Source organism: Ornithinibacillus scapharcae TW25 (assembly GCF_000190475.1).
In the GTDB taxonomy this organism is placed as follows: Bacteria; Bacillota; Bacilli; order Bacillales; family Amphibacillaceae; genus Ornithinibacillus; species Ornithinibacillus scapharcae.
In genome coordinates, this window is record NZ_AEWH01000012.1 from 111893 (window position 1) to 133232 (window position 21340).

Sequence of the window (21340 nt, forward strand, 5' to 3'; positions counted from 1 at the left end):
GCCCAATATATACGATAAACAGGTGCAATGCATGATTATCAGTTCCCAGCAACATCCCGCTTCATAAATACTCCCCATGAAGCGCAAACAAAGACGACAAAATAAACAACTAGCACGGTAATGGAAAAGGATAACGTCATTCCTTCTATAAGTGGTTCATTACCACCGACATACTGAGTTAAATCCGTGTTAGCAAATAAGATATATTTCGACCAGCTATGTTCTGCAAAAAACATAACAATGGAGTTTCCTGCTAGCATTAAAAAGACAGCTGTACCGATTGCAATAGGGCTACTCCTAAAAATGCTCGAGATCATAAAGGCGAATGTCGCCATCATGAACAGATTAACCAATTTGAAACCATAGTCGAATATAATTTCTTTGATGACTGACACATATTCAAGTCCACCATGTTTATCCATTACCATATGCGGATTAAAACTATCGATGCCGAAGAATATTGCTCCGACAATCCAGGAAAGGATAATTAAGAATAGAAGTGTGTAAAAAGCAAATAGCAATACCGCTACAAATTTTGATAGTAATATTTTAAATCTAGAAATCGGGCGTATTAATAAAAGTTTAATAGTTCCCCATCTAAACTCATTTGCTACAATTCCCGCAGCAATAATAATCGTAAATAAACTTACTAATGAAACAAGCATGGCGTTCTCTTGAACATATTGCCAAGCATTATATCCTAATGGACGGATGTCGTTCTCGATATAATAATTATTTATTTCGATTAAACTAGTGTTATAATCTGCAAATAGTCCTTCCTCTTCCATTTCTTTGGTGAGTTTTTGATTCTCTTCTTGTAGTTCTTCTTTCCATGTATCTTCACCATACTCCTTCGTGATGACATCTGTTGTAACAGTAAGGATACCTCCACCGATAATAATTAGAGCAAGTAACATGTACAGTACCCAAGTTGACTTTTGAATATAGACTTTCTTTATTTCATTTTGCGTTAGTTTCAAGAAATTAACCAATTGAATTCTCCCCTATCAAATCAAAAAATTTATCTTCTAATCTAGCTTTGGATACTTCGACCTGATAAACAGAAATTCCGTTTTGAACAAAGGTTTGAATGATACTAGGTATTCTCTCCTTTGGACATTGAAAACGGACCAAACCACTCTCAAATTCTGCATCCAGTTCGAATTCGCTTTTTAGAAGTTCGATGGCACTCTTTGGTGGTTTAACTTCCATCTGAACGTGGATTAGTAGCTCTTTTTCGACCTCTGTATCTGAGATTTCATTAACAGATTGTATGGCAACTAATTCGCCATCCTTAATAATTCCAATCCGATCACACATTAGTTCAATCTCGGATAACAAGTGACTAGAAATAATTACAGCCACATTTTGTTCCGTAGCTAGTTTTCTTATATATTGACGTATCTCTCTTATCCCTGCTGGATCTAGACCGTTCGTTGGTTCATCTAAAATTAAAACAGATGGCTTATGCAATAATGCTTGAGCAATTCCTAGACGCTGTCGCATCCCTAATGAATACTTACCTACTTTCTGCCTAATTGCGTTTTCTAGCCCAACTAGCGCAATCACCTCTTGAATTCTTTCCTTACTTATTCCAGGAATCATTCGGGCAAAATGATTTAGATTTTGTAAACCAGTCATAAATGGATACATTTCTGGGTTTTCCACAATTGCCCCTACTTCTCTTACTGCTTCCTTGTAGTTACTTCTTATACTTTTCCCCAGAATCTGTACATCGCCCTCGGTAATTTTCATTAAACCGACCATCATCCGGATTGTGGTTGTTTTCCCTGCTCCATTGGGTCCAAGGAATCCAAACACCTCCCCAGAATTAATTTCAAAGTCTAACCCTTTAATGATTTGTTTTTTTCCAATTGTTTTCTTTAGATTAATCAGTTTCATTGCTTGCTTTGACAAAAAATCTCCTCATTTCTTTAATATTATATCTATCAAGCTGAATCATACAGCTTTGAATTGGTTATCCTTGCCATTGTTCACCTTCGTTTTAACCCTGCCATTCCATGACAGGTAAGTGAATGTCCTTAGTACTTTTTCAAATGGTCCCATTCTCCAGATTTTTAAATAATAATGACTGATGATAAATTGCATGGTGTAAATGAGTATTGCGAGTAATATTCCGTAAAACACTCCCATTTTTCCGAATAGACCTAATCCATATCCATAGAAAATGGTAGTGCAAATCATGCTCTGCACTAAATAATTGGTTAAGGATAACTTCCCAACCTTTTCAAAATAGAAGAATAGCTTTGGCGCTCCATTCGTATAAAACAAACTAAACAAAAATATATAACCAACAGATAGTAATGGTGCACCAATAATATAAAGACCTTCCCCTGGAGAGAAATCTGGGAATAACTGCGAGATAGTTTTTAGGAAAATACCTACAGGCAGTAAAATAATCGCCCATCGTAAATACATCTTTCTTTCCACATTTGGATTTGTAAACCAACCACTTTTCGCTGCATACATACCAAACAACAAAATCGGACATGTAATGATTGGTGCCATCAGTAGCATTACTACATACATATAGTCTGGTAAGTTAAACGGAAGTTCACCACTATTTCGAAATTCGAGTACTTCTCCGTAGCTGCCTCCCGAATAGATAATAGTTTCTTTTTCCACATAATTATTCATGATTGCTATATCTTCAGATGTTAATTCCACTTCTCCCAAACTCAAGAGGCCTGTTAATGTAAAGAAGACGATTGCCCATATTAAGATAGTTTTCTTCTTTCGATTGACAAAGGCTAATGCAAGAAAGCCAATAAGTCCGTATGCTAGTAAAATATCACCTTCCCAAATAAAAGCAGCATGAAGAGCACCGAATAGCATTAATAGGAAGAACCTTCTAGCTAAGTGCCGTTTCACTTTCTGCCCACGCGACTCTAACTTATTTCGAAGTAATACCATCGAATAACCAAATAGAAACATAAAGATTGGCATAAAACTTGATTCCACAAAGATTTTCAGCCAAATATATGCCGAACTATCTATCGTGGATAATGAAAACTTGTCTATCGAATCCTTTCCAAACATCCCATATTGGAATATGAGCATATTTGCCATTAATATCCCTATTAAACTAAATCCTCTTAAACCATCAATAGTCTCTATTCTTTTCATCCTTTATGCTTCCTTCCTGTATGTTCTATTACTAGATTATCAAGGAAAGCTTTCGGCAAATTGAACACAACATTACCATTTTCTTAATTTCTAGGAAATTTGTTCAACTGTTCGTAAACTTCAGGTGGTATGATAAAGTGGGGGGAAATGAGATGGATAATACACCGATATTAATTGTAGATGATGAAAAATCAATAGTCACCATGCTAGAAACCATGCTACGAAAAGAAGGATTTCACCAAATCTATACTGCCCACACAGGACGGGATGCATTATCACTTATTGAGAAACATCCAATTGAAATAATTATTTTAGATGTCATGCTCCCAGATGGTAGCGGCTTTGACTTATGCCCACAAATTAGACAACAAACCAATGCCTATATTCTCTTTTTAACAGCAAAGGTGTCAGACTTAGACGTCTTAACTGGTTTTGCTACCGGAGGAGACGATTATGTTACGAAACCGTTCAATCCATTAGAAGTAGCCGCTAGAATAAAAGCATTCATACGGCGAAAGGAAACACACAGACACCTAGATACTTCCTCAACAACAAGTGGCAGATATGACTTCGGTCGCTTTATATTAGATGAACGTGCGGGAGAATTAATTGTAGATGGGAAGGTCGTTACTTGCCCTTCACAAGTTTATTTGCTCCTACTGTACTTTTGCAAAAATCCTAATCTTGTACTTTCGAAGGCAACCTTATTAGAAGCTGTCTGGGGCTTTGATAGTTATGTTGATGATAATACCGTATCCGTACATATTAGAAGAATTCGAGAAAAAATTGAAGAAGATCCAAGTAAACCAAAACATTTAATCACAGTACGTGGTCTTGGATATAAATTAATTAGAGGAAATGAAACATGGCAAAACTAAGATGGCGCTTATTTCTACACTTTTTAATTCAATTTATTTTAGTTGCTGCATCTATGCTTCTTCTGATTATAGCTACAGCGATAATTGCCGTGATGTTCTTCACGAGAGGGCAATTCGAGCATAACTATTATCAAACTATGCTCGATAGTGTTGCAATGGATACCGGTAACTCCATTACTGAAATCGAGATGGCGGAAGGCTGGGAAGATCGAGTAATTGAAAACAATGTCTGGGTACAGATAATAGATGAAGATGGGAAAGTGATTGATTCTGCTAATCAACCAGATACCCTACCAATGTCTTATAATCCATATGAATTAATGGTTCTTCAAGAATCCAAAAAACTTCAGGAATATTCTATTGTTTATTATTTGGAAACATTTTATGAATCCAATTATTTATTTCTTTTAGGCTATAAAGACCGAGGGAACCAGTTATTGCAAGAAATAGTAAGTAATTATAGTTCCGAACAAGTTCTATCCGATACAGGGTTAACAGATTTAGAGCAATTACTACAGAAAAACGAAGGAACACTTGAAATATATGGACCTGATAACACACTTTTATTAGCCGCTGGAGAAGATAGAGAGGATGAAAAAGTCCTCGATGTATTTCTAAGAAAGATCTCTCCAGATGTATTTTCTACTAAACAGTCCACCTATATTGACCCAAATACGGATGAATTATGGGTACTATATACGCCAAATCAAAATAAAACAGATATTGATTTAGGTAATATCCGTGATATAATGATTGCTTTTGCTATTACTGCTTCTATTGTTCTCTTAGTAACGATTTTGGTAGCGATTTGGAATGGTTTTCGATATGGAAATCCATTATTTATTTTTACAAATTGGTTAAGCCGAATGGGAAATGAAGATTATGAAGTCGTTTTGACCTCCCAAGAGAAAAAACAAGTGTTTAAACGGAATGGCAAACTTAAGAGACGCTACCGCCTATACAAGGAGGTATTCCATGCATTCTATGAGATGGCGGAGAAACTGGACATTTCTCAAAAGGAACGTAAACGATTAGAAAAAACGAGAGAAGAATGGATGGCTGGTATTTCCCATGATTTACGGACACCATTAACGACGATACAGGGTTATGGAAATCTGTTAGAGAATGGGTCCTATGACTGGACAAAGCAAGAATTGATAGAAATTGGTAAAACAATTGATAACAAGAGTAACTATATGTTAAGACTTATCGAGGATTTCACATTAAGCTTCCAATTAAAAAATGATGTGGCAGACATTATCTTCGAGCGAATTGAAATCAATGCGTATATGGATATTATGATGAAAAGGTATGAGATGGACCTAACAATCGAGGGTTATTCTATTCACTACAAACAGCCAGAAAACGGAATTAATCTTGAAATTAACAAGCGACTCTTTGAAAGAATGCTTGATAACTTGATCTATAATGCCATTAACCATAATCCAATCGGGACAAAGATAGAGGTTACTGCTGAAAAAGTAAAAGAAAAAGACCAAGTTAAGATTATGATTAAAGATAATGGAGTAGGAATGAGCGAGAACACGTTGAACCACCTGTTTGATCGGTACTATCGTGGTACGAATACCGAGGAACGAATTGAAGGAACCGGGCTTGGCATGAGTATCGCACTGCAAATCGCCAAGGCACATGGTGGAACTATTCATGTTGATTCGAAAGAAAATAAAGGTACGACCGCCATTATCATACTTCCAATATCAAAAGAATAAACGTGTACGTAACAAAAAGAGGCTGTCATAGAAGGATATTTTCACCTTTATGACAGCCTCTTCCATTAGGGTATAATCATTACTACTTAATCGTCACAATACCCTTTTCTTCTCTTTTCACATTACCTTGTTTTGCAATCACTACTTGATCGCCATCTGTTAAATTCGTGAAGACGATTGGTGTGATGGAAGATTTTGCGTTCTTTTCAATATAAGATACGTCTGCTTTTAGTAATGGTTGACCAGCAGTGACAGTATCTCCTTCTTGAACTAATAATTCAAATCCTTCACCTTTTAGATTTACAGTATCCAATCCAAAGTGAATTAGGATTTCTTTTCCACCCTCTGAGAGAATTCCAAGAGCATGTTTCGTTGGGAACGCATTGATAATCTTACCATTAACAGGTGATACAACTAGACCTTCTGTTGGTTTAATTGCAAATCCATCACCCATCATTTTTTGAGCAAATACTTGGTCTGGAACCTCCGTGATTGGAACAATTTCTCCTTCAATTGGCATCACGATTTCCTCATCGACCTTATTATTTTGAAGTGCTTCAGGATTTACTTCCTCGATTTGTTGCTTTACCTCTTCATCTTGGTCAACAGTTGTAATTGGACGAGGTTTTTTACCTGATATAATATCCTGCATTTGACCTTTGATAATTTCTGAACGTGGTCCGAAGATCGCTTGGATGTTGTCTCCAACTTCTAGTACACCTGCAGCTCCTAGTTTTTTCAGTTCATCTTTGTCAACATTTTTAATGTCATTTACGGAAACACGAAGTCTTGTAATACATGCATCTAAATGTGCAATGTTCTCTTGTCCACCCATTGCTTCTAGAACATTGTAGGCAAGGTCTCCTGCTTCCCCTTTAGCTGTTGTATTTTCTTCTTCCGCTTTTTCACGACCGGGTGTCATCAGATTGAACTTCTTGATAAAGAAACGGAATAGGAAGTAATACACGACACCAAATGCAATACCTACTAAGATTGCAAGCCACCATGGCTCTTTACCTGGTAAAATACCAAATAATGCAAAGTCAATAAACCCACCTGAGAAGGTGTAACCGATATTCACACTTAATGCTGTCATAATCATAAAGGACAATCCGTCTAAAATCGCGTGGATTAAGAATAGGATTGGTGATACGAACATAAATGAGAACTCAAGCGGTTCAGTAATACCAGTTAGGAATGATGTTAAGGCACCAGAAGCAAGAAGTCCTGCTACTAGCTTTTTACGTTCTGGTCTAGCAGCATGATACATGGCAAGTGCTGCAGCTGGAAGACCAAACATCATGATAGGGTATTCCCCAGCCATAAAGTTACCCGCTGTGATTTCGATATTGTCACGTAATTGCGCAAAGAAGATCGTCATATCTCCTCGGACAATTTCTCCGGCAGCTGTCGTATAAGAACCAAATTCATACCAGAATGGCGCATGGAAAATGTGATGCAATCCAAATGGTATTAATAATCGTTTAATAAAACCAAACATAAATACAGCTAAATACGTTCCCTCTTCAATCAACCAATACGAAGCACTGTTCATAGCTGATTGAATTGGTGGCCATACAAACAGTAGAATTAAACCTGCAATGAATGAGAATACTGCCGTTGCAATTGGCACAAAACGCTTCCCTGCGAAAAATCCAAGGAAAGACGGCATCTCAATATCATGGTACCGATTGTAGGCAAAGGCGGCAATGAGCCCCACAATTATCCCACCAAAGACACCCGTTTGTAATGTATTGATACCAAGTACACTAGCAAAACTTGGATCAGATGCAATCATATCATCTGTTACTCCAAGCCATGAACCCATTACTTGATTTAGTACTAAATAACCAACTAGCGCGGCAAGTCCTGCTGCACCATCACTTGCTAAACCAATCGCAACACCTACTGCAAAAATAAGTGCTAAGTTGGCAAAAATAATGTTACCAGCATCTTCCATTACTGATGCAGTAGATTGAATCCAATCTGCACTCAAGAATGGTAGATAGTCTAATGTTGTTTCCTGTTGTGCCGCATTCCCTAGACCAAGTAACAAACCAGCGGCCGGTAATAAGGCAACAGGAAGCATTAGTGCTTTACCGATTTTTTGTAAAACACCAAAAGCCTTCTTAAACATATATAAGTCCTCCTTTTAAATTTTGTAAACTTATTATTTGCAGAAAACCCGATAAAACAACAAAAAAAGGCATGAGAAAGGCACATGAAAATAGAGATAGGGCATTAAATCCCCTTCTATTTCCATAAACCTCTACTCATGCCTGATCGAATCAGTTACACGCAGAAATATATGAATGAATTATTGATATCTTGAAGCTAATCGTTGTAGATGCAAGGTTAAATAAACTGCTTCTGCATCATAAACGGGTTTTTTAAGGTTTGCTGCATCATTTTGATAAGTTTCCAAGCAAGATTATAGCACACTGGGTACTCCGTTTTCAATAGAAGAGCTATATTTGTTGGCTCTTCTACTTTTTCTCCTTTTAATACTCGTTCAATCGTATAACGAATATGTCGAATTAATCGAAGGTAATCTATTCCTTCTCTATCAATCTTCACATTCAATTGCTCTTCAATTGTATCTACTAGCTGAGTCAGTAAGGTAGAATACATATGAATATCAGATAACGATTTGTCCGTTATCGCACTATGCACATGAAGGGCAATAAAACCAATTTCACCCTCCGGTAAATGAATGTCTAATGTATGATTCATATAATCGACAACTTCTGCTGCAATCTCATATTCAAAAGGATATAATGCTTTTGTCTCCGATAAGAAAGGATTTTTTATACCCATCCCCCTTTTTAAACGGGTAATCGCAAATAGAATATGATCTGTTAAAGCAACATGAACCTTCTCGTTTAAAAACGAGTTGGATTTATTTTTAATAATTTCCATAGCAGTTATGATTGCCTCTAGTGTTGATTCATCTATATTTGGAAGCAATTCCTTATAACTTTCCTGCTCTGATTTACTTTCTAATACAAAGAGCTTCTCAATTATTTCTTCGTTAATAAGGTCTTTTGGTTTCTTTTGAAAACCAATCCCTTTCCCGATAACGACTACTTCTTCCTGCTGCTCATTTAAGACAATAAGTACGTTGTTATTCAGTGATTTTAAAACCGTATACGTTTTCAAAACGTTCGACTCCCATTCTTTGCCTACCTTTATCCATAGTCTTCAACATTATATCATTCTCGTTAATTTTTCAAAAGAAACACACTTCACTACATAATTACCCTGAACACTGTAAACCCTTATGAAGAGATTATATTATATTACAAGGAGCATTTACATTGATTCAGGTGATTGCTATAACGAAAGAGAATGAAAAAAACACAAACTTAACGGTCGATGATATTGATTTTTCCAAGTATAGCTGGTGTTGGATTGACTTTAATATTCCTTCTGATGAGGAAATAGCCAAGCTAGGTACGGTGTTAAAATTTCACAAGCTGGCGATAGAAGATTGTATTTATGGACAACAAAGGCCAAAGCTTGATTATTATGACGATTATTCTCTTGTTGTAACCCATACCTTGGGACCAGAGGATTTTGATCAATTTGAAATCAACTTTTTTATTGGTGAAAATTATATTGTGACCTTTCATAAAGAGGACTTAATGGAGGTAAACCAAGTTTGGAATAAGTGCTTAAAACTAGAAGCAATGGAGGAATGGAATGAGTACCGAGTTTTGTATGAGATTTTCGACAAAGTAGTCGATAATTTCTTCCCAATCATTTATGAATTAGAAGACCGAATAAATGAAGTAGAACAAAATCCGCATGCAGCCTCCATGAGCATGGAATTAGATAAGTTATTTGAACTAAGACACCAGCTACTTAAGCTAAGACATGCCATTCATCCTATTCGGGATCTTCTCTATCGAATTTTAAACACGCATCACCTAAGCATCCAAGGGCATAGAGAATACTTTGCTGATATCTATGATCATTTGTTAAAGCTTTCCGAAATGGTTGATTCTAATCGTGATATTACTAACGATATTCGAGATAATTTTATTTCACTTAACTCCTACCAACAAAATAAAGTTATTCAAATCCTAACTGTTATTACGTCAATCTTTGCCCCACTCACCTTTATCGCAGGAATATACGGGATGAATTTTGCTAATATGCCGGAATTAAAGTGGGATTATGGCTACTTCCTCATAATGGCAATTATGATTCTTATTAGTTTGCTGATGATACTTTGGTTCAAGAAAAAGGGGTGGTTTCGTTAGTTCAATAGACCTAGTATTACGCTCCTATTTGGTAGCTCGCTAGGCCTATTTTTATCACTTTATAGGTTTCCCAACCTCCATCCTTCATGAAGCCTTTCCTATAGGAATATGATGGAAGGAATACATATGAGGAGGAATTTGTATGCGAAACCGTTTTTCAATTTTGTTTATGGTGGTGGTACTGGTATTGGGATTTGCTGGTCCCTTTCCCGTAATGGCTGCCGATAAGAAAGAAACCACTTCAATTCCAGACCCAATCCTGTTCCAAAAGGAAGAACCTGGCATATCACTAACTGGAAAAGCCAACAACGGCAATACCGAAACTCCCGGAGAATGGTATATTGGGGATACCCCACCAAACCTAATTCCAAATGCCCCTATTCTACTATTCGTACCTGGTCTAAACAATACAGCTCAAGTTTTCTGGGAAGATAATAATATGTATCAAACTGCTCGTGACGCAGGATATCAAACCACTTTTATTCAATTACACGATGCTGGCGGAGCATCTGCTAGCATGTGGGACAATGGGGCATTACTAGCGGAGAAAATCAGAGAAATATCCACTCACTTCGGTGGTAAACCTATTACGGTTATTGCCTATAGTAAAGGAGGTGTGGATACACAAACTGCCTTAACGTATTATGGTGCCTGGCAATATGTTGATAATGTTATTACCCTTTCAAGCCCTCATCACGGGTCACAACTAGCAGACCTAGCCTATAGCTCTGGCGCAGGCTGGTTAGCAGATTTACTTGGTGCACAAGGAGATGGAACCTATTCCATGCAAATGGGTGAAATGGCTAATTTTCGTTCCCAGATAGAAGCCCAATCCAGAGCCTACTACAATGATTACTATACACTTGGCGGAACAGGGTGGGGTTCTGCATTTTCCTCGACATGGTTTGGTGGAATGTACTTAAACCAGTTCGGTTCCAATGATGGCGTTGTGACAACAGCAAGTAGTAAATTACCACGTGGTACACAAATAGCCATTAGTGATTGGAATCATACATCGATTAGAACTGGCGTAACCTTCTCTGTATTTGATGACTATATATCAGATCAAAACCTGTATAGTACAAGTAGCCTAGCAAACCAATTAGAAAATGATTCTATCAGTAAAAATGATATTGTGTTAAATCAATGGGTACAAGGTGGTCCATTAGCAGCAGAAAAAGAAACAGAAATTGCCCTTACTGTTGAAGACAATGTGAAAGAAATATCGCTTAGCCTTATGACAACGAATGCTTTAGAGAAATTGAAATTCATCTCTCCATCTGGAAAAGTAGTGACACCAAAAGTCACCTCTAAGAAGGTAGAAGAAGGGATATTCATCGGTGCACTGCATCATGGTGTAACACTAAATGCTCCGATGGAAGGGGAATGGAAAATAGTAATCGGAAGCAACCAGGAAGATGCTTATTTACTGCAAGCTCATTTTGATTCACCAAAGCTAATTACAACAGGACAAAATCCTAGGTTGGTGACCAATTCACAACTACAATATGAACTAAAAGCTGATCAAACAACCGTAGAGGAAAGTTCACTAAAGGCTACGTATCATATTACACAGTCCAATAACCCTAAAAACAAGTATTCTGTGTCTGTAAAGAATGCGAAAGATCTTTCCAAAGTACTTACCTTTACGAAAAAGAATGAAGTATATAATATAACGATTGATATTGAAGGAAAAACAAAGAATGGTACATCATTTAAACGAACCATTATCGACTCTGTTTATGTAAAGTAAATAACCAGTTCGAGAAATCGAAGGAGCTAGTATAAACAAACTAGCTCCTTTTCTATTACATTTGGGTTACAAAGTTATAGGACAATTCACCTGACACATAGGCTTTACAAGGTAAAACCTCCTTTTAGGATGTGTAGCGTTCCATTACAAGTAAAGGACTGGTTTCAATGGACATTATTCGAGTAGAATGGGTTTCCTTTCAAGAAATAAAAGCAAAGCACACAACTATCAATCCTGTTACTCGTAACTCCTATCACAAATACACTGAAACCAATATTCCCTACATCCATGTCATTCGAAATGCAGATGGAGAACTTTTTTTACATAAAGGTATCGAGGCCTATAATATGTTAAAAACAGCCAAACGAAACATTATGATTCCAGTTTATATAACTAATCATCCTACGCTATCGGACCTCGATTGGACCTATTATGTATTTCAGTCTTGTCTCAGAGAGAAGGTAAATCATCGCCTAAAATATGAATATGCAGCACTATTACTACAACATACAAACAATAACATCCAACTTATTTGCCATAGGGTTGGTTGTAATAAGCACGACATTTACAAGCTTATTTTTGAGCCAACCATTCCTGAAAAATATATGGATTTGGCAATTAAATATAATCGTAGAAAGTTGATAAATCAAGTTGCTAGAAATTCAAAATTACAACATTACCGTTCTGTACTTTATCCAGCTCTATTCCAACGTAAAAATCAGCTTACTGTTGAAAAGCTAAAGATATTTCAAACTTATTTAGAATTCGGCTATGACTTTAATGTCAACTCCATACTGGCTCTGCAAAATTTCAATCAAATCGTCGATCATGAGGAAGCACTTAAATCCTATTGGGATCATTTACTTTTTCCAGATACATCCATTGTAGAGGGAGTATTTTATTACAAAGGAGATAAGAATTCCAGGATAAATGTAAGACTATAATGAAGAGTGAGTCTGTCAAACCTATCAGACTCACTTTTTCATTTTCAATATTGGGATTAACTTCCCTCTTGTGTTATTGTCAGAAAGGTTGGATGATCTGGTAAATTGCTTATTCCCTCTCTCAAAAACTCTGGGTACAGTTCAACATTTTTTAGGTCTTCGATAGGAAACCATTTATAGATTAGCGTTTCCTCTCCTTCTATACCTTCAAACACGTCTTTCTGTTGAATCTCATTGCCGCAAATAGTTGCAACATAATAGTCTGCGATTTCATGAAATTTCTTTTCCTCGAATAGAAAAAAATTCTCTGTATGCCACAGCATCCTGTCTACCATTATCTCTACTCCTATCTCTTCACGAATTTCCCTAACAGCAGAATCCATACTACTCTCAAACATGGATACTCTTCCTCCAGGCAGTGCCCAAAAATCATCTCCTTCTTTTTGATGTAATAGCACTCGATCCTTATCTATTAAGATTACTCCTGTTCGGAAGTTAAATATTCCATCCCCGATTGATACCGATATGTCCATTTTAATATCTCCTCCATTTTTTTGAAAAAAAGTATGTATTACATGCATATGCATAACATAAACTGACAATTTTCATGTATAATTTTAAAGTACCATTTTTTTGAAATGAATAAAAGAAGGTGATGACATGGGAAAACAACATAAAAAAGAATCTGTTGGTAGCATCATTTTCCGATTTATTATGATGTTAATCGGCGCAACGATCGCAGCAATTGCTCTAGAGCTCTTTTTAATTCCAAATACCATTATCGATGGTGGTATTATCGGTATCTCGTTACTTACCAATAATTTAACTGGACTTAATTTTGGTATTTTAATCTTCATTTTTAACCTACCATTTCTTTTTGCTGGATATAAGTTTATCGGGAAAAGCTTCGTTATTTCCTCCTTGTTCAGTATCGTAGCTTTAGCGTTAATTGAACCAGCTTTACATTCCTTTGCACCAGCAACTAACGATACTTTATTAGCCACTGTTTTTGGAGGGTTAATTTTAGGGGTTGGAGTTGGTATTGTCATCCGCAATGGTGGTGCCTTAGATGGAACTGAAATCCTTGGAATTCTACTTACTCGCAAGTTTCCGTTCTCAGTTGGAGAATTCGTTATGTTCTTCAACATCTTCATCTTTGGATGGGCAGGATTTGTTCTCGGTTGGGAGCAAGCCATGTATTCGATTATTACGTACTTCATTGCCTCTAAAGCAATTGACTTAGTTGGGCAAGGTCTAACCGGTGATACGAAAGCAGCTATTATCGTTTCTGATAATTACGAAGAAGTCGGTGAAGCAATTCAAGAACGTTTAGGTCGTATGATTACAAAATTGTATGGTAAGGGTGGATTTAGAGAGAATGATAAAGAGGTCATTTATGTCGTTCTAACTCGTTTAGAAATTGCCAAGTTAAAATCCATTGTACATGAGACTGATTCAAAGGCCTTTATTACCATCATGGATGCTCAAGAAGCTCATGGTGGAAAATTCAAGAATGCCATACACTAATCATCATTATCAAAAATGGATCATTAGTTCAGAAAGGGATTTTGCACTAATATGAAGCAAAATCCCTCTTTTTTATCATTTAGAAGGATGTAACATCAAGATAAATATGGCCGGGAGGTATGTTCGTTGCCTTTGCTATCTCCTTCTTAATTTTTTGCGCACCTTCTATCACAGAAGGACAATTCTTTAATCGAATAAGTGCATAAACCTCGGCTTCATTGATACACCATATCTTAACTTGGTTAATCGTAATACTGCTATTTATTCTACTTACTGTATCTTCAATCACTTCTACAGAATACCCTTCTGGAGTACCCTCCATTAGGATATGAAATGCTTCCTTCGTTATTTTTATACCACCACGGATAATAATAATGGAAGTCACGATACTTCCAATCGGATCTAACCAAACTAAGTCGAAGAATAGAATAGCAAGTGCTACAATTACTGCACTTAAGCTTGTAATCATGTCTGCAACCACATGTAAAATGGCGCTTCTCATATTTAGATTGGAGCTTCCTTTTGACAGAATAAATCCAACTAATCCATTAATCAATAAGCCAATTATTCCAATAACAAGCATTTGAATCGGTATAATCTCCACAGGGTTAACGATACGGTTAACCGCTTCATATATGATATATAGTGGGATTAATATAAGACTAAATCCATTCACAAAAGCAGCAATTGGCTCAAAGCGTTTATACCCGAATGTTTTCTTGGTTGTCGCTGCTTTGGAAGCAATAATTACAGCGACTAACGAAAGAATAAGTGAAATAGCGTCGGAACCCATATGTACGCCATCTCCAATAATCATCAGTGATCCAGAAATCAAGCCATAGACAATTTCTAATGTGGCAAAGAATAATGTTAAAGATGCCGCCCATATTAATAGTTTTCTATTCTTTATTGCAGATTCATTCTCCCTGATACTATCACTCATATGATAAACCACCCTATTTATAATTATTATAAATAAATAATAATACTCTTTTTATAATTAGTCAATATTATTTTCTTAAAGTAATTTGGATAGTTGGCAGAATGGAAAAAATATATTACATTTATAGTGATAGGTGTTAAACTACATAGAAATATATGCCGATGAATAGGGTGTCTTTTTTAAGACTTAAAAGGGAATCTGGTGGAAATCCAGAACTGTACCCGCAACTGTAAGTGTGGATGAAATAAGAATGACCACTGTCTTAGGATGGGAAGGCTTAGAGTAAAGTGAAGCACAAGTCAGGAGACCTGCCTTATTTATTTTGTATGATCTTCTTCGGGAGCTGGGAAGGTTAGAACGCAAGGTATAAGTTAAAGATTTAGACGGATAATGAGTCTAGGAATCTTAGCTTTTTTCTCGTGCCCTCTAACAAGATGTCCATCTTCTTTATGAAGTATGGATTTTTTATTTTCCTAGAAGACTAGATGCAGATAATACCTAAATCACCAAAAAGGAAAGTAGGAGAAGAATGGATGGAAAAACTATCAACTAATGTATCTCGAACGATACAAACAAAACTAGTATTACCGCCTGACACGAATCATTTAGGAAGTATTTTCGGTGGGAAGGTCTTAGCTTATATAGATGAGATTGCAGCGATTACTGCGATGAAGCACAGTGGAAGGGCTGTCGTTACGGCATCCATAGATAAAGTGGATTTTCTATCATCAGCTAAAGTCGGTGATGTCCTAACCTTAGAAGGATTTGTCATTTATACCGGAAGAACATCCATGGAGGTTTATGTAAAGGTAGAATGCGAACATATTCAAACAAGAACAAAGAGCCTAACTACCACTTCTTTGTTAACCATGGTTGCTATTGATGAAAATGGCAAGCCAGTTCCTGTTCCAGGAGTTATCCCTGAGACAGAGCGGGAACAAGAGCTTTACCATGAAGCAAGCGAGCGAAGGAAGATGTTAGTTCGATAATAATCGTATGCTTAATATATAAGCAAAAGAGGCCGGGACAAAAGATATTTTAGTCTATTCAGAATCCGAACAATACAATAGGTAGTGGGAAAACCCGCACCGGAAATATACTTCGCTTTTGCTTCCATACAGGGGCGACATCTGTTCGAAAGTACCTCGTAGTGTCTTCTTTACAGTGGGCGGCGGCTGAGCCTCCTCAGAGCTATCGCTTTCGAATCGTCTATATTTTTGTCCCTGCCCCTTTTTATTAAAATCTATATTCTGGGATTCTATTGGTTTATAAAATAAGTATCATAGGTTTCCTTAAGCATATAACCTAGTTTCTGTGCCAATTGTACGGATTCATTGGCACCATCCCAACTAGGATATTTCCCATTCTCTAGACAATCTAATATGATAGCTGCAGCAGTAATCGTTACTAAGCCTTTTCTTCTATACTGGGAATTTGTTGCGATTTCAATCTCAATTCCTTCATCATAAATACTAAATGACGTTGCTGCCGAAATCACTTGTCCATTACGAATGATCGCATAACCAACCCCTCTATTGATAAAATATTTGATAGAAGCAAATTGACTGATAAAGTCCTCTGAAAGTTCCTGGAAAGACTCTGTATTTGCAATATCCTCATCAACTTTCTTCATCTCGAAACCTTCTGGTAGTGAGACCATTAGATTTCGTATATGTAATTCTCTTAAATGTTGTGGATTCTTCTCGAACCTATAGCGCTTGAAAGCTTCAATTTTACCTTGGTGAACCGTTTCTATCCGTTTTTTCCAGTCATCAGACTCAACAATTATAAAAGGAAAATCTGGAAGGTTTGGAGCATTTCTTCTGCTTCCTTTGTATTAGGGTCGCCTGCATAAAATACAAATATTCCTACCGTAATTTGTGCTACCTTTGGATTGTCAAGGTCGTTTACCCAGCCCTTTCCCATATGACCCTGTAGATAGGATAAAATAATAGTGCTATCAATATCTACAACATAGGTACTAACTTTTTTCTTGCCTTCATATTGGCTTCATAAATCATTCCGTTCCTACTTTCTTCATTAAGTATGTTCTCACTCTATTGGATTCTCCAACCTTCATTAAATTCTTAATTCTTAATTCTTTATTCTCCACTTACATTCCTCATCGTATTTTCTTCTTTATAAAAATCCTTTTTATCAGGTTTCCAGACAAGGATTGAAAAAACAATAGCAGATAGTAGCATTATGATTGCTAAGGTGACAATGGTGACCCTTAAGGAAAAACTATCAGCAATAAATCCAATTGCTAATATAAATAATACTTGTACTGTACTTTGGATTAGTTGAAAAATACTCGTTACTCTTCCCATAATTTCCACTGGTATATTATTTTGATAAAAAGTCGTAATCCCTGCATTTAGAAACACATTAAAAAATCCTAAAATAACAAATCCTACTACGATAGAGAAAAAGGACCACGATAAAGCATAGATCACATATCCTATAGTCATCATTGTAATACCAACAACTATCATATATCGCAATGATAATCTATTTGACAATACCGTTAATACGAATGCACCGATTACGGAGCCAATCCCTGTAATACTAATTAATAAACTATAGTCTAACTCAGAAAGCCCAACTACTTGTTGCGTAAATACGACTTCTTGTGTATCCATCGCAAATGAGAATATCATCACCAGAATAAAAGCCAGGTAAATAAACGATACATATGTATGCTTAGACATAAATGTTTGTACTACTTTAAAATCTTGTACTACTTGTGAGATTGTTAAAGATGGGATCTCCTGGTTTCTAATATTCTCTTTTTCAGGTAGAAAAAACAATAGAGCAGCAGATACTAAAAAGAAAATAGCATTTAACCACAACGTTATTTCAATGGAAGTCATTAAAATAAGTGTTCCCCCAATGGACGGCCCAATAATAAACGCCCCAGAACTAGCAAATGATTGTATAGAATTGAAACGTTTCCTCTTTTCTTGAGGTACTACTAATGTCACATAGGTCATCGATGATGGAGTAAAGAAAGATTTTGCAACACTGAGCAGGACTAGAATTGCGTAGATAACAACCATATTCGGCGCAAGTGGTATAAAGAAAATAAGGATTGCGCGTGTAATATAGGTAATAATCAAGACTTTTCTCTTACTGCGATAATCAATGAAACTGCCTGTCCAGAACTTCGTTACGATATTGGTTAATGGACCAATTATCCATAGTCCCGCTACTGCTGCTGCTGAACCAGTAAGTTGATACACAATGATATTGATTGCTACTAGATAAATAAAATCCCCAATACTGGAAATTCCTATAGAAGATAATAGTAAAGCTGGTTCTTTCCAACTTTTTAGAATGTTGTTCATATAATGCTCCTATTGTTCTATTTTCACTTTGTTCTAGACTTATGGGAGTTAATGAAAAATGGAAAGGTAATCCCACCCTAGTTCATTTGGTTGAACCTAAGAATCTTGTTTCTAGTTCTATTTCGTTTATATTTTGATTGTATTCCACCTTATAGGCTTTTGCACTCGGTCTTGAACTTACAATATTAACAATCTCTTTATCTATGAAATGTATTGCCACGCCATCGTCAACTGCTATTCCAGGTTGGATAGCTCCAGAAGCAATTAAGGAATGATAGGCTGATCTTCTTGCTATTTCACCATCATAATGAGGACAGTTACTCCCTTCCAAAAAGCCTAAACACGTTATAGGCTCTAACCCATCTCCAAATGAATCGGTAACACCCTTTTCAAACCAGCAAATTGCACCTGCACTAATTCCAGCTAATACAATGCCTTGATTCCAAGCCTTCCGCAATATATCAACAATTCCCCATTCTTTCCATAAAGCAAGTAAATTCTTGGTATTTCCTCCACCTACATAGATAATATCCTGTTCTAGCAAGAAGCCTTCTAAATCTCTAGTAGGTGGATGGAATAGAGATAAATGTGACGGTTTGCAAGGTTGTATATCAAAGAAGTGATAATAACGTGTGATGTAATTATCAGCATCACCACTTGCAGTTGGGACAAAGCATATTTTGGGGAATGATTGATTAGACTGTTTCAGTATGTATTGATCTAATAAGTGATTATCCGGTTCCATCGAAAACCCTCCACCACCTAATGCGATAATTTGTCTCATTATCTCTATTTCCTCTCCTTCAAGATAGATTACCTAGCAGTTAAACTATATACAGATAACGGTCTTACATTCTTCGTGTCTACAAAAGTTTTTAGCATTGTAACCTCGGACATTACTAAATCTACTTGTTTCTTTGGCATATGATCTAGCTGCTCCAGCTCTTTGTGAATTCCTCCAAGCACCATATCAATTTCCCAATTCCCATCCTGCAATTCAGGTGAGTCAATTGTGGCATCTTCTATATTATTCCAGCCCGCTTCTTCAACAACTAACCTGATATCCTGAGTCCTGAGGTGTAAATAATGTACGTACATTGGATTCACTTTCCTCTTTAAATACTTCATAATGTGCCTGAATTATGATGGCTAATAAGTGCGGATACTGTTCAATAGAAGAAATATCCGTACTCCATTCCGCTAAGCATAAAGTTTTGCCCCAAGATTTAACTTTTTTCATAATAGATAGTAACTCATCTCTAGATGATAAATACCAAGAGCAATGAGAGAATACGATGTAATCGAATGTATTTGTCGGAAAATCTACATTCTGAGATAAAATATCTATATTAAAATCTATTTTAATTCGGCTACCTAGTTTCGATTGTTTTAATTTCTCAGCTGATTCCCCTAGTGTAATTGGACTCCCATAGGTTGGAGAGGCTATGTCCACTCCATGCACCATGCCATCCTCCCCTACAAAATGTGCCAGAACGGCAGTAGTATCTCCCTGTCCACATCCTATTTCTAGTACACGACTTCCAGGTTTAATTCCCCAGGAATCAACTAATTTTATACGATGTGCTGTTTGAACCTTTTGTATATCGTAAGCAATTCCATCTGTAGCCATATAATCTAGGATATTCTCAACTATGTCTTTCATATAACACCTCTTCCTTCTAAATCAGTAATTTCAAACAGGTTTACATTTCGTTCTTCTTAGAAATTCATCTATTAACCAATGAACATTTGAACATTGCAGAAATAGCTCCAGAAATAATTGTAAAGTCGTTTCTAATCCAAGAAGATTGATAGTTGTCATAGAGAAGAGAACATCAATCACTTTTGTTATTCAAATCTATCCATAAGTAACGATCATTTTATGGCAAATCCGAGGAAAATTCCTAAAGGAATGGAAAGCCATGTAATAACAAGAGACGATACAAAAAATAAAAGTTTATCTTTATAGAATTGAAAGCATGCAAATAATGCACCTATCCCCCATATTACTAACACGATGAAAAACTCTGGTGCCACATATACTTCATCCGTATAATTTTCTCCAATCGTACCTTGGGCATAAAACATTGAAATTGCAAATGCTATTACACCACTTACTAAAAGATTAATCAGTAAGAGTATTTTTCGTTTACTCATCTCATAATCATCCCCTTTTTCACTTTGTACATGTGATTTCTAAAACTAACACTTATTAAAAGAACAAATCTAATCCTATTACATAAAATAGTACCACAAATCCAACTGAATTTTTTGAGGACTTTTGAATTATACAAACTGAATAAGAATTTAAACAATAACCTTACGATAGCTTCATACATACAATTCCAATAGAGGTGATAAAATTGGCGAGAGTTAAATATACGGAAAATGATGTTAATTTAGTGGCCAGGATGATGCGTGCAGAGGCTGAAGGAGAAGGAAAACTAGGTATGCTTATGGTTGGAAATGTGATTGTTAATCGGCTTGCAGCTAATTGTCTTGATTTTGTTGATTTGAGGACAATTTCGGATGTCATTTATCAAGTGCAAGGGGGGAATTACTCCTTTGAGGCAGTACAAAAAGGGAATGTGTTCTATAATCGTGCAAGAGGTGTAGAAAAAAGATTAGCCAAACAAACTTTAGACTTTTGGCGAGAGCACCCATCCAAATATTCTCTCTGGTATTTTAATCCTTATGGTGAGTGTCCACCTACTTGGTACGGTCAACCGTTCGCAGGGCAATTTAAGCAACATTGTTATTATGAACCACAAGCTAACACATGTCCATCTGTTTATGTATAAAAAAA

19 protein-coding genes, 2 pseudogenes and 1 riboswitch are annotated in these 21340 nt (G+C 36.3%); of the genes and pseudogenes, 8 read left to right on the forward strand and 13 right to left on the reverse strand.

Features of this window, described 5'->3' with window-relative positions; genetic code table 11:
- Positions 1–38 precede the first annotated feature (38 nt).
- From G5W_RS0103755 to G5W_RS0103765, 3 genes are read right to left on the reverse strand one after another with little or no spacing between them, the layout of a single operon-like run.
- Positions 39–992 carry an ABC transporter permease gene (locus tag G5W_RS0103755; RefSeq protein ID WP_010094354.1) on the reverse strand — a complete coding sequence of 318 codons (954 nt, stop codon included), beginning with the start codon at positions 990–992 and terminating at the stop codon, positions 39–41.
- Positions 985–1917: an ABC transporter ATP-binding protein gene (locus G5W_RS0103760; RefSeq protein WP_010094355.1), complete on the reverse strand. Its 933-nt coding sequence runs from the start codon at positions 1915–1917 to the stop codon at positions 985–987. Before G5W_RS0103760 ends, G5W_RS0103755 begins: the two co-directional genes overlap by 8 nt.
- A gap of 42 nt (positions 1918–1959) precedes the next feature.
- The gene (locus G5W_RS0103765) at positions 1960–3147 is read right to left on the reverse strand and encodes a DUF418 domain-containing protein (protein WP_010094356.1); all 1188 of its coding nucleotides are present in this window, start codon (positions 3145–3147) and stop codon (positions 1960–1962) included.
- A gap of 152 nt (positions 3148–3299) precedes the next feature.
- Here G5W_RS0103765 and G5W_RS0103770 point away from each other — a divergent pair, with 152 nt between their 5' ends.
- Together G5W_RS0103770 and G5W_RS0103775 are read left to right on the forward strand one after the other, a co-directional pair.
- Complete coding sequence (locus G5W_RS0103770; RefSeq protein ID WP_029191005.1) at positions 3300–4025, forward strand: response regulator transcription factor; 726 nt, start codon at positions 3300–3302, stop codon at positions 4023–4025.
- Positions 4013–5755: a sensor histidine kinase gene (locus G5W_RS0103775; protein WP_010094358.1), complete on the forward strand. Its 1743-nt coding sequence runs from the start codon at positions 4013–4015 to the stop codon at positions 5753–5755. Before G5W_RS0103770 ends, G5W_RS0103775 begins: the two co-directional genes overlap by 13 nt.
- Positions 5756–5837: 82 nt before the next feature.
- Here G5W_RS0103775 and ptsG read toward each other — a convergent pair whose 3' ends face one another.
- A complete protein-coding gene (ptsG, locus tag G5W_RS0103780; protein WP_010094359.1) occupies positions 5838–7892 on the reverse strand; it encodes a glucose-specific PTS transporter subunit IIBC in 2055 nt (684 codons plus the stop codon).
- 180 nt (positions 7893–8072) lie between these two features.
- Positions 8073–8914 (reverse strand): annotated as a pseudogene (gene glcT / locus G5W_RS21920) (glucose PTS transporter transcription antiterminator GlcT).
- 158 nt (positions 8915–9072) lie between these two features.
- On the opposite strand from glcT, the gene corA reads away from it, so the two are divergent.
- The 3 genes from corA to G5W_RS0103800 all read left to right on the forward strand — a co-directional run bounded on the left by corA (position 9073) and on the right by G5W_RS0103800 (position 12717).
- Positions 9073–10020 (forward strand): magnesium/cobalt transporter CorA, encoded by a 948-nt coding sequence (corA, locus tag G5W_RS0103790; RefSeq protein ID WP_010094363.1) that lies wholly within the window; start codon positions 9073–9075, stop codon positions 10018–10020.
- A gap of 142 nt (positions 10021–10162) precedes the next feature.
- Complete coding sequence (locus G5W_RS0103795; RefSeq protein ID WP_010094365.1) at positions 10163–11773, forward strand: esterase/lipase family protein; 1611 nt, start codon at positions 10163–10165, stop codon at positions 11771–11773.
- A gap of 167 nt (positions 11774–11940) precedes the next feature.
- A complete protein-coding gene (locus G5W_RS0103800) occupies positions 11941–12717 on the forward strand; it encodes a hypothetical protein (protein ID WP_010094367.1) in 777 nt (258 codons plus the stop codon).
- A 56-nt stretch (positions 12718–12773) separates the two neighbouring features.
- On the opposite strand, the gene G5W_RS0103805 is transcribed toward G5W_RS0103800, so the two are convergent.
- Entirely contained in the window at positions 12774–13250 is a 477-nt protein-coding gene (locus tag G5W_RS0103805; RefSeq protein ID WP_010094368.1) for an NUDIX hydrolase, read from the reverse strand.
- Between the two features lie 127 nt (positions 13251–13377).
- Between G5W_RS0103805 and G5W_RS0103810 the strand changes: the two genes are divergently transcribed.
- Complete coding sequence (locus tag G5W_RS0103810) at positions 13378–14244, forward strand: YitT family protein (RefSeq protein WP_010094369.1); 867 nt, start codon at positions 13378–13380, stop codon at positions 14242–14244.
- 79 nt (positions 14245–14323) lie between these two features.
- Here G5W_RS0103810 and G5W_RS0103815 read toward each other — a convergent pair whose 3' ends face one another.
- A complete protein-coding gene (locus G5W_RS0103815; protein ID WP_010094370.1) occupies positions 14324–15187 on the reverse strand; it encodes a cation diffusion facilitator family transporter in 864 nt (287 codons plus the stop codon).
- A 151-nt stretch (positions 15188–15338) separates the two neighbouring features.
- Positions 15339–15517: riboswitch (cobalamin riboswitch) on the forward strand.
- 203 nt (positions 15518–15720) lie between these two features.
- Between G5W_RS0103815 and G5W_RS0103820 the strand changes: the two genes are divergently transcribed.
- Positions 15721–16176: an acyl-CoA thioesterase gene (locus G5W_RS0103820; protein ID WP_010094372.1), complete on the forward strand. Its 456-nt coding sequence runs from the start codon at positions 15721–15723 to the stop codon at positions 16174–16176.
- 269 nt (positions 16177–16445) lie between these two features.
- Here G5W_RS0103820 and G5W_RS21925 read toward each other — a convergent pair.
- The 6 genes and pseudogenes from G5W_RS21925 to G5W_RS0103850 all read right to left on the reverse strand — a co-directional run bounded on the left by G5W_RS21925 (position 16446) and on the right by G5W_RS0103850 (position 20691).
- Positions 16446–17208: pseudogene (locus G5W_RS21925) on the reverse strand (GNAT family N-acetyltransferase).
- An 81-nt stretch (positions 17209–17289) separates the two neighbouring features.
- A complete protein-coding gene (locus G5W_RS0103835) occupies positions 17290–18534 on the reverse strand; it encodes an MFS transporter (RefSeq protein ID WP_010094376.1) in 1245 nt (414 codons plus the stop codon).
- Between the two features lie 82 nt (positions 18535–18616).
- Positions 18617–19318: a Type 1 glutamine amidotransferase-like domain-containing protein gene (locus tag G5W_RS0103840; RefSeq protein ID WP_010094377.1), complete on the reverse strand. Its 702-nt coding sequence runs from the start codon at positions 19316–19318 to the stop codon at positions 18617–18619.
- Between the two features lie 29 nt (positions 19319–19347).
- Positions 19348–19632, reverse strand: coding sequence for a hypothetical protein (locus G5W_RS24165; protein WP_010094379.1), 285 nt, complete (start codon positions 19630–19632; stop codon positions 19348–19350).
- Complete coding sequence (locus G5W_RS21930) at positions 19580–20197, reverse strand: class I SAM-dependent methyltransferase (protein WP_010094382.1); 618 nt, start codon at positions 20195–20197, stop codon at positions 19580–19582. Before G5W_RS21930 ends, G5W_RS24165 begins: the two co-directional genes overlap by 53 nt.
- Before the next feature lie 212 nt (positions 20198–20409).
- Positions 20410–20691, reverse strand: coding sequence for a hypothetical protein (locus G5W_RS0103850; RefSeq protein ID WP_010094384.1), 282 nt, complete (start codon positions 20689–20691; stop codon positions 20410–20412).
- Positions 20692–20897: 206 nt separating this feature from the next.
- Here G5W_RS0103850 and G5W_RS0103855 point away from each other — a divergent pair, with 206 nt between their 5' ends.
- Positions 20898–21335 carry a cell wall hydrolase gene (locus G5W_RS0103855; RefSeq protein WP_010094385.1) on the forward strand — a complete coding sequence of 146 codons (438 nt, stop codon included), beginning with the start codon at positions 20898–20900 and terminating at the stop codon, positions 21333–21335.
- The last annotated feature ends 5 nt before the right edge of the window (positions 21336–21340 follow it).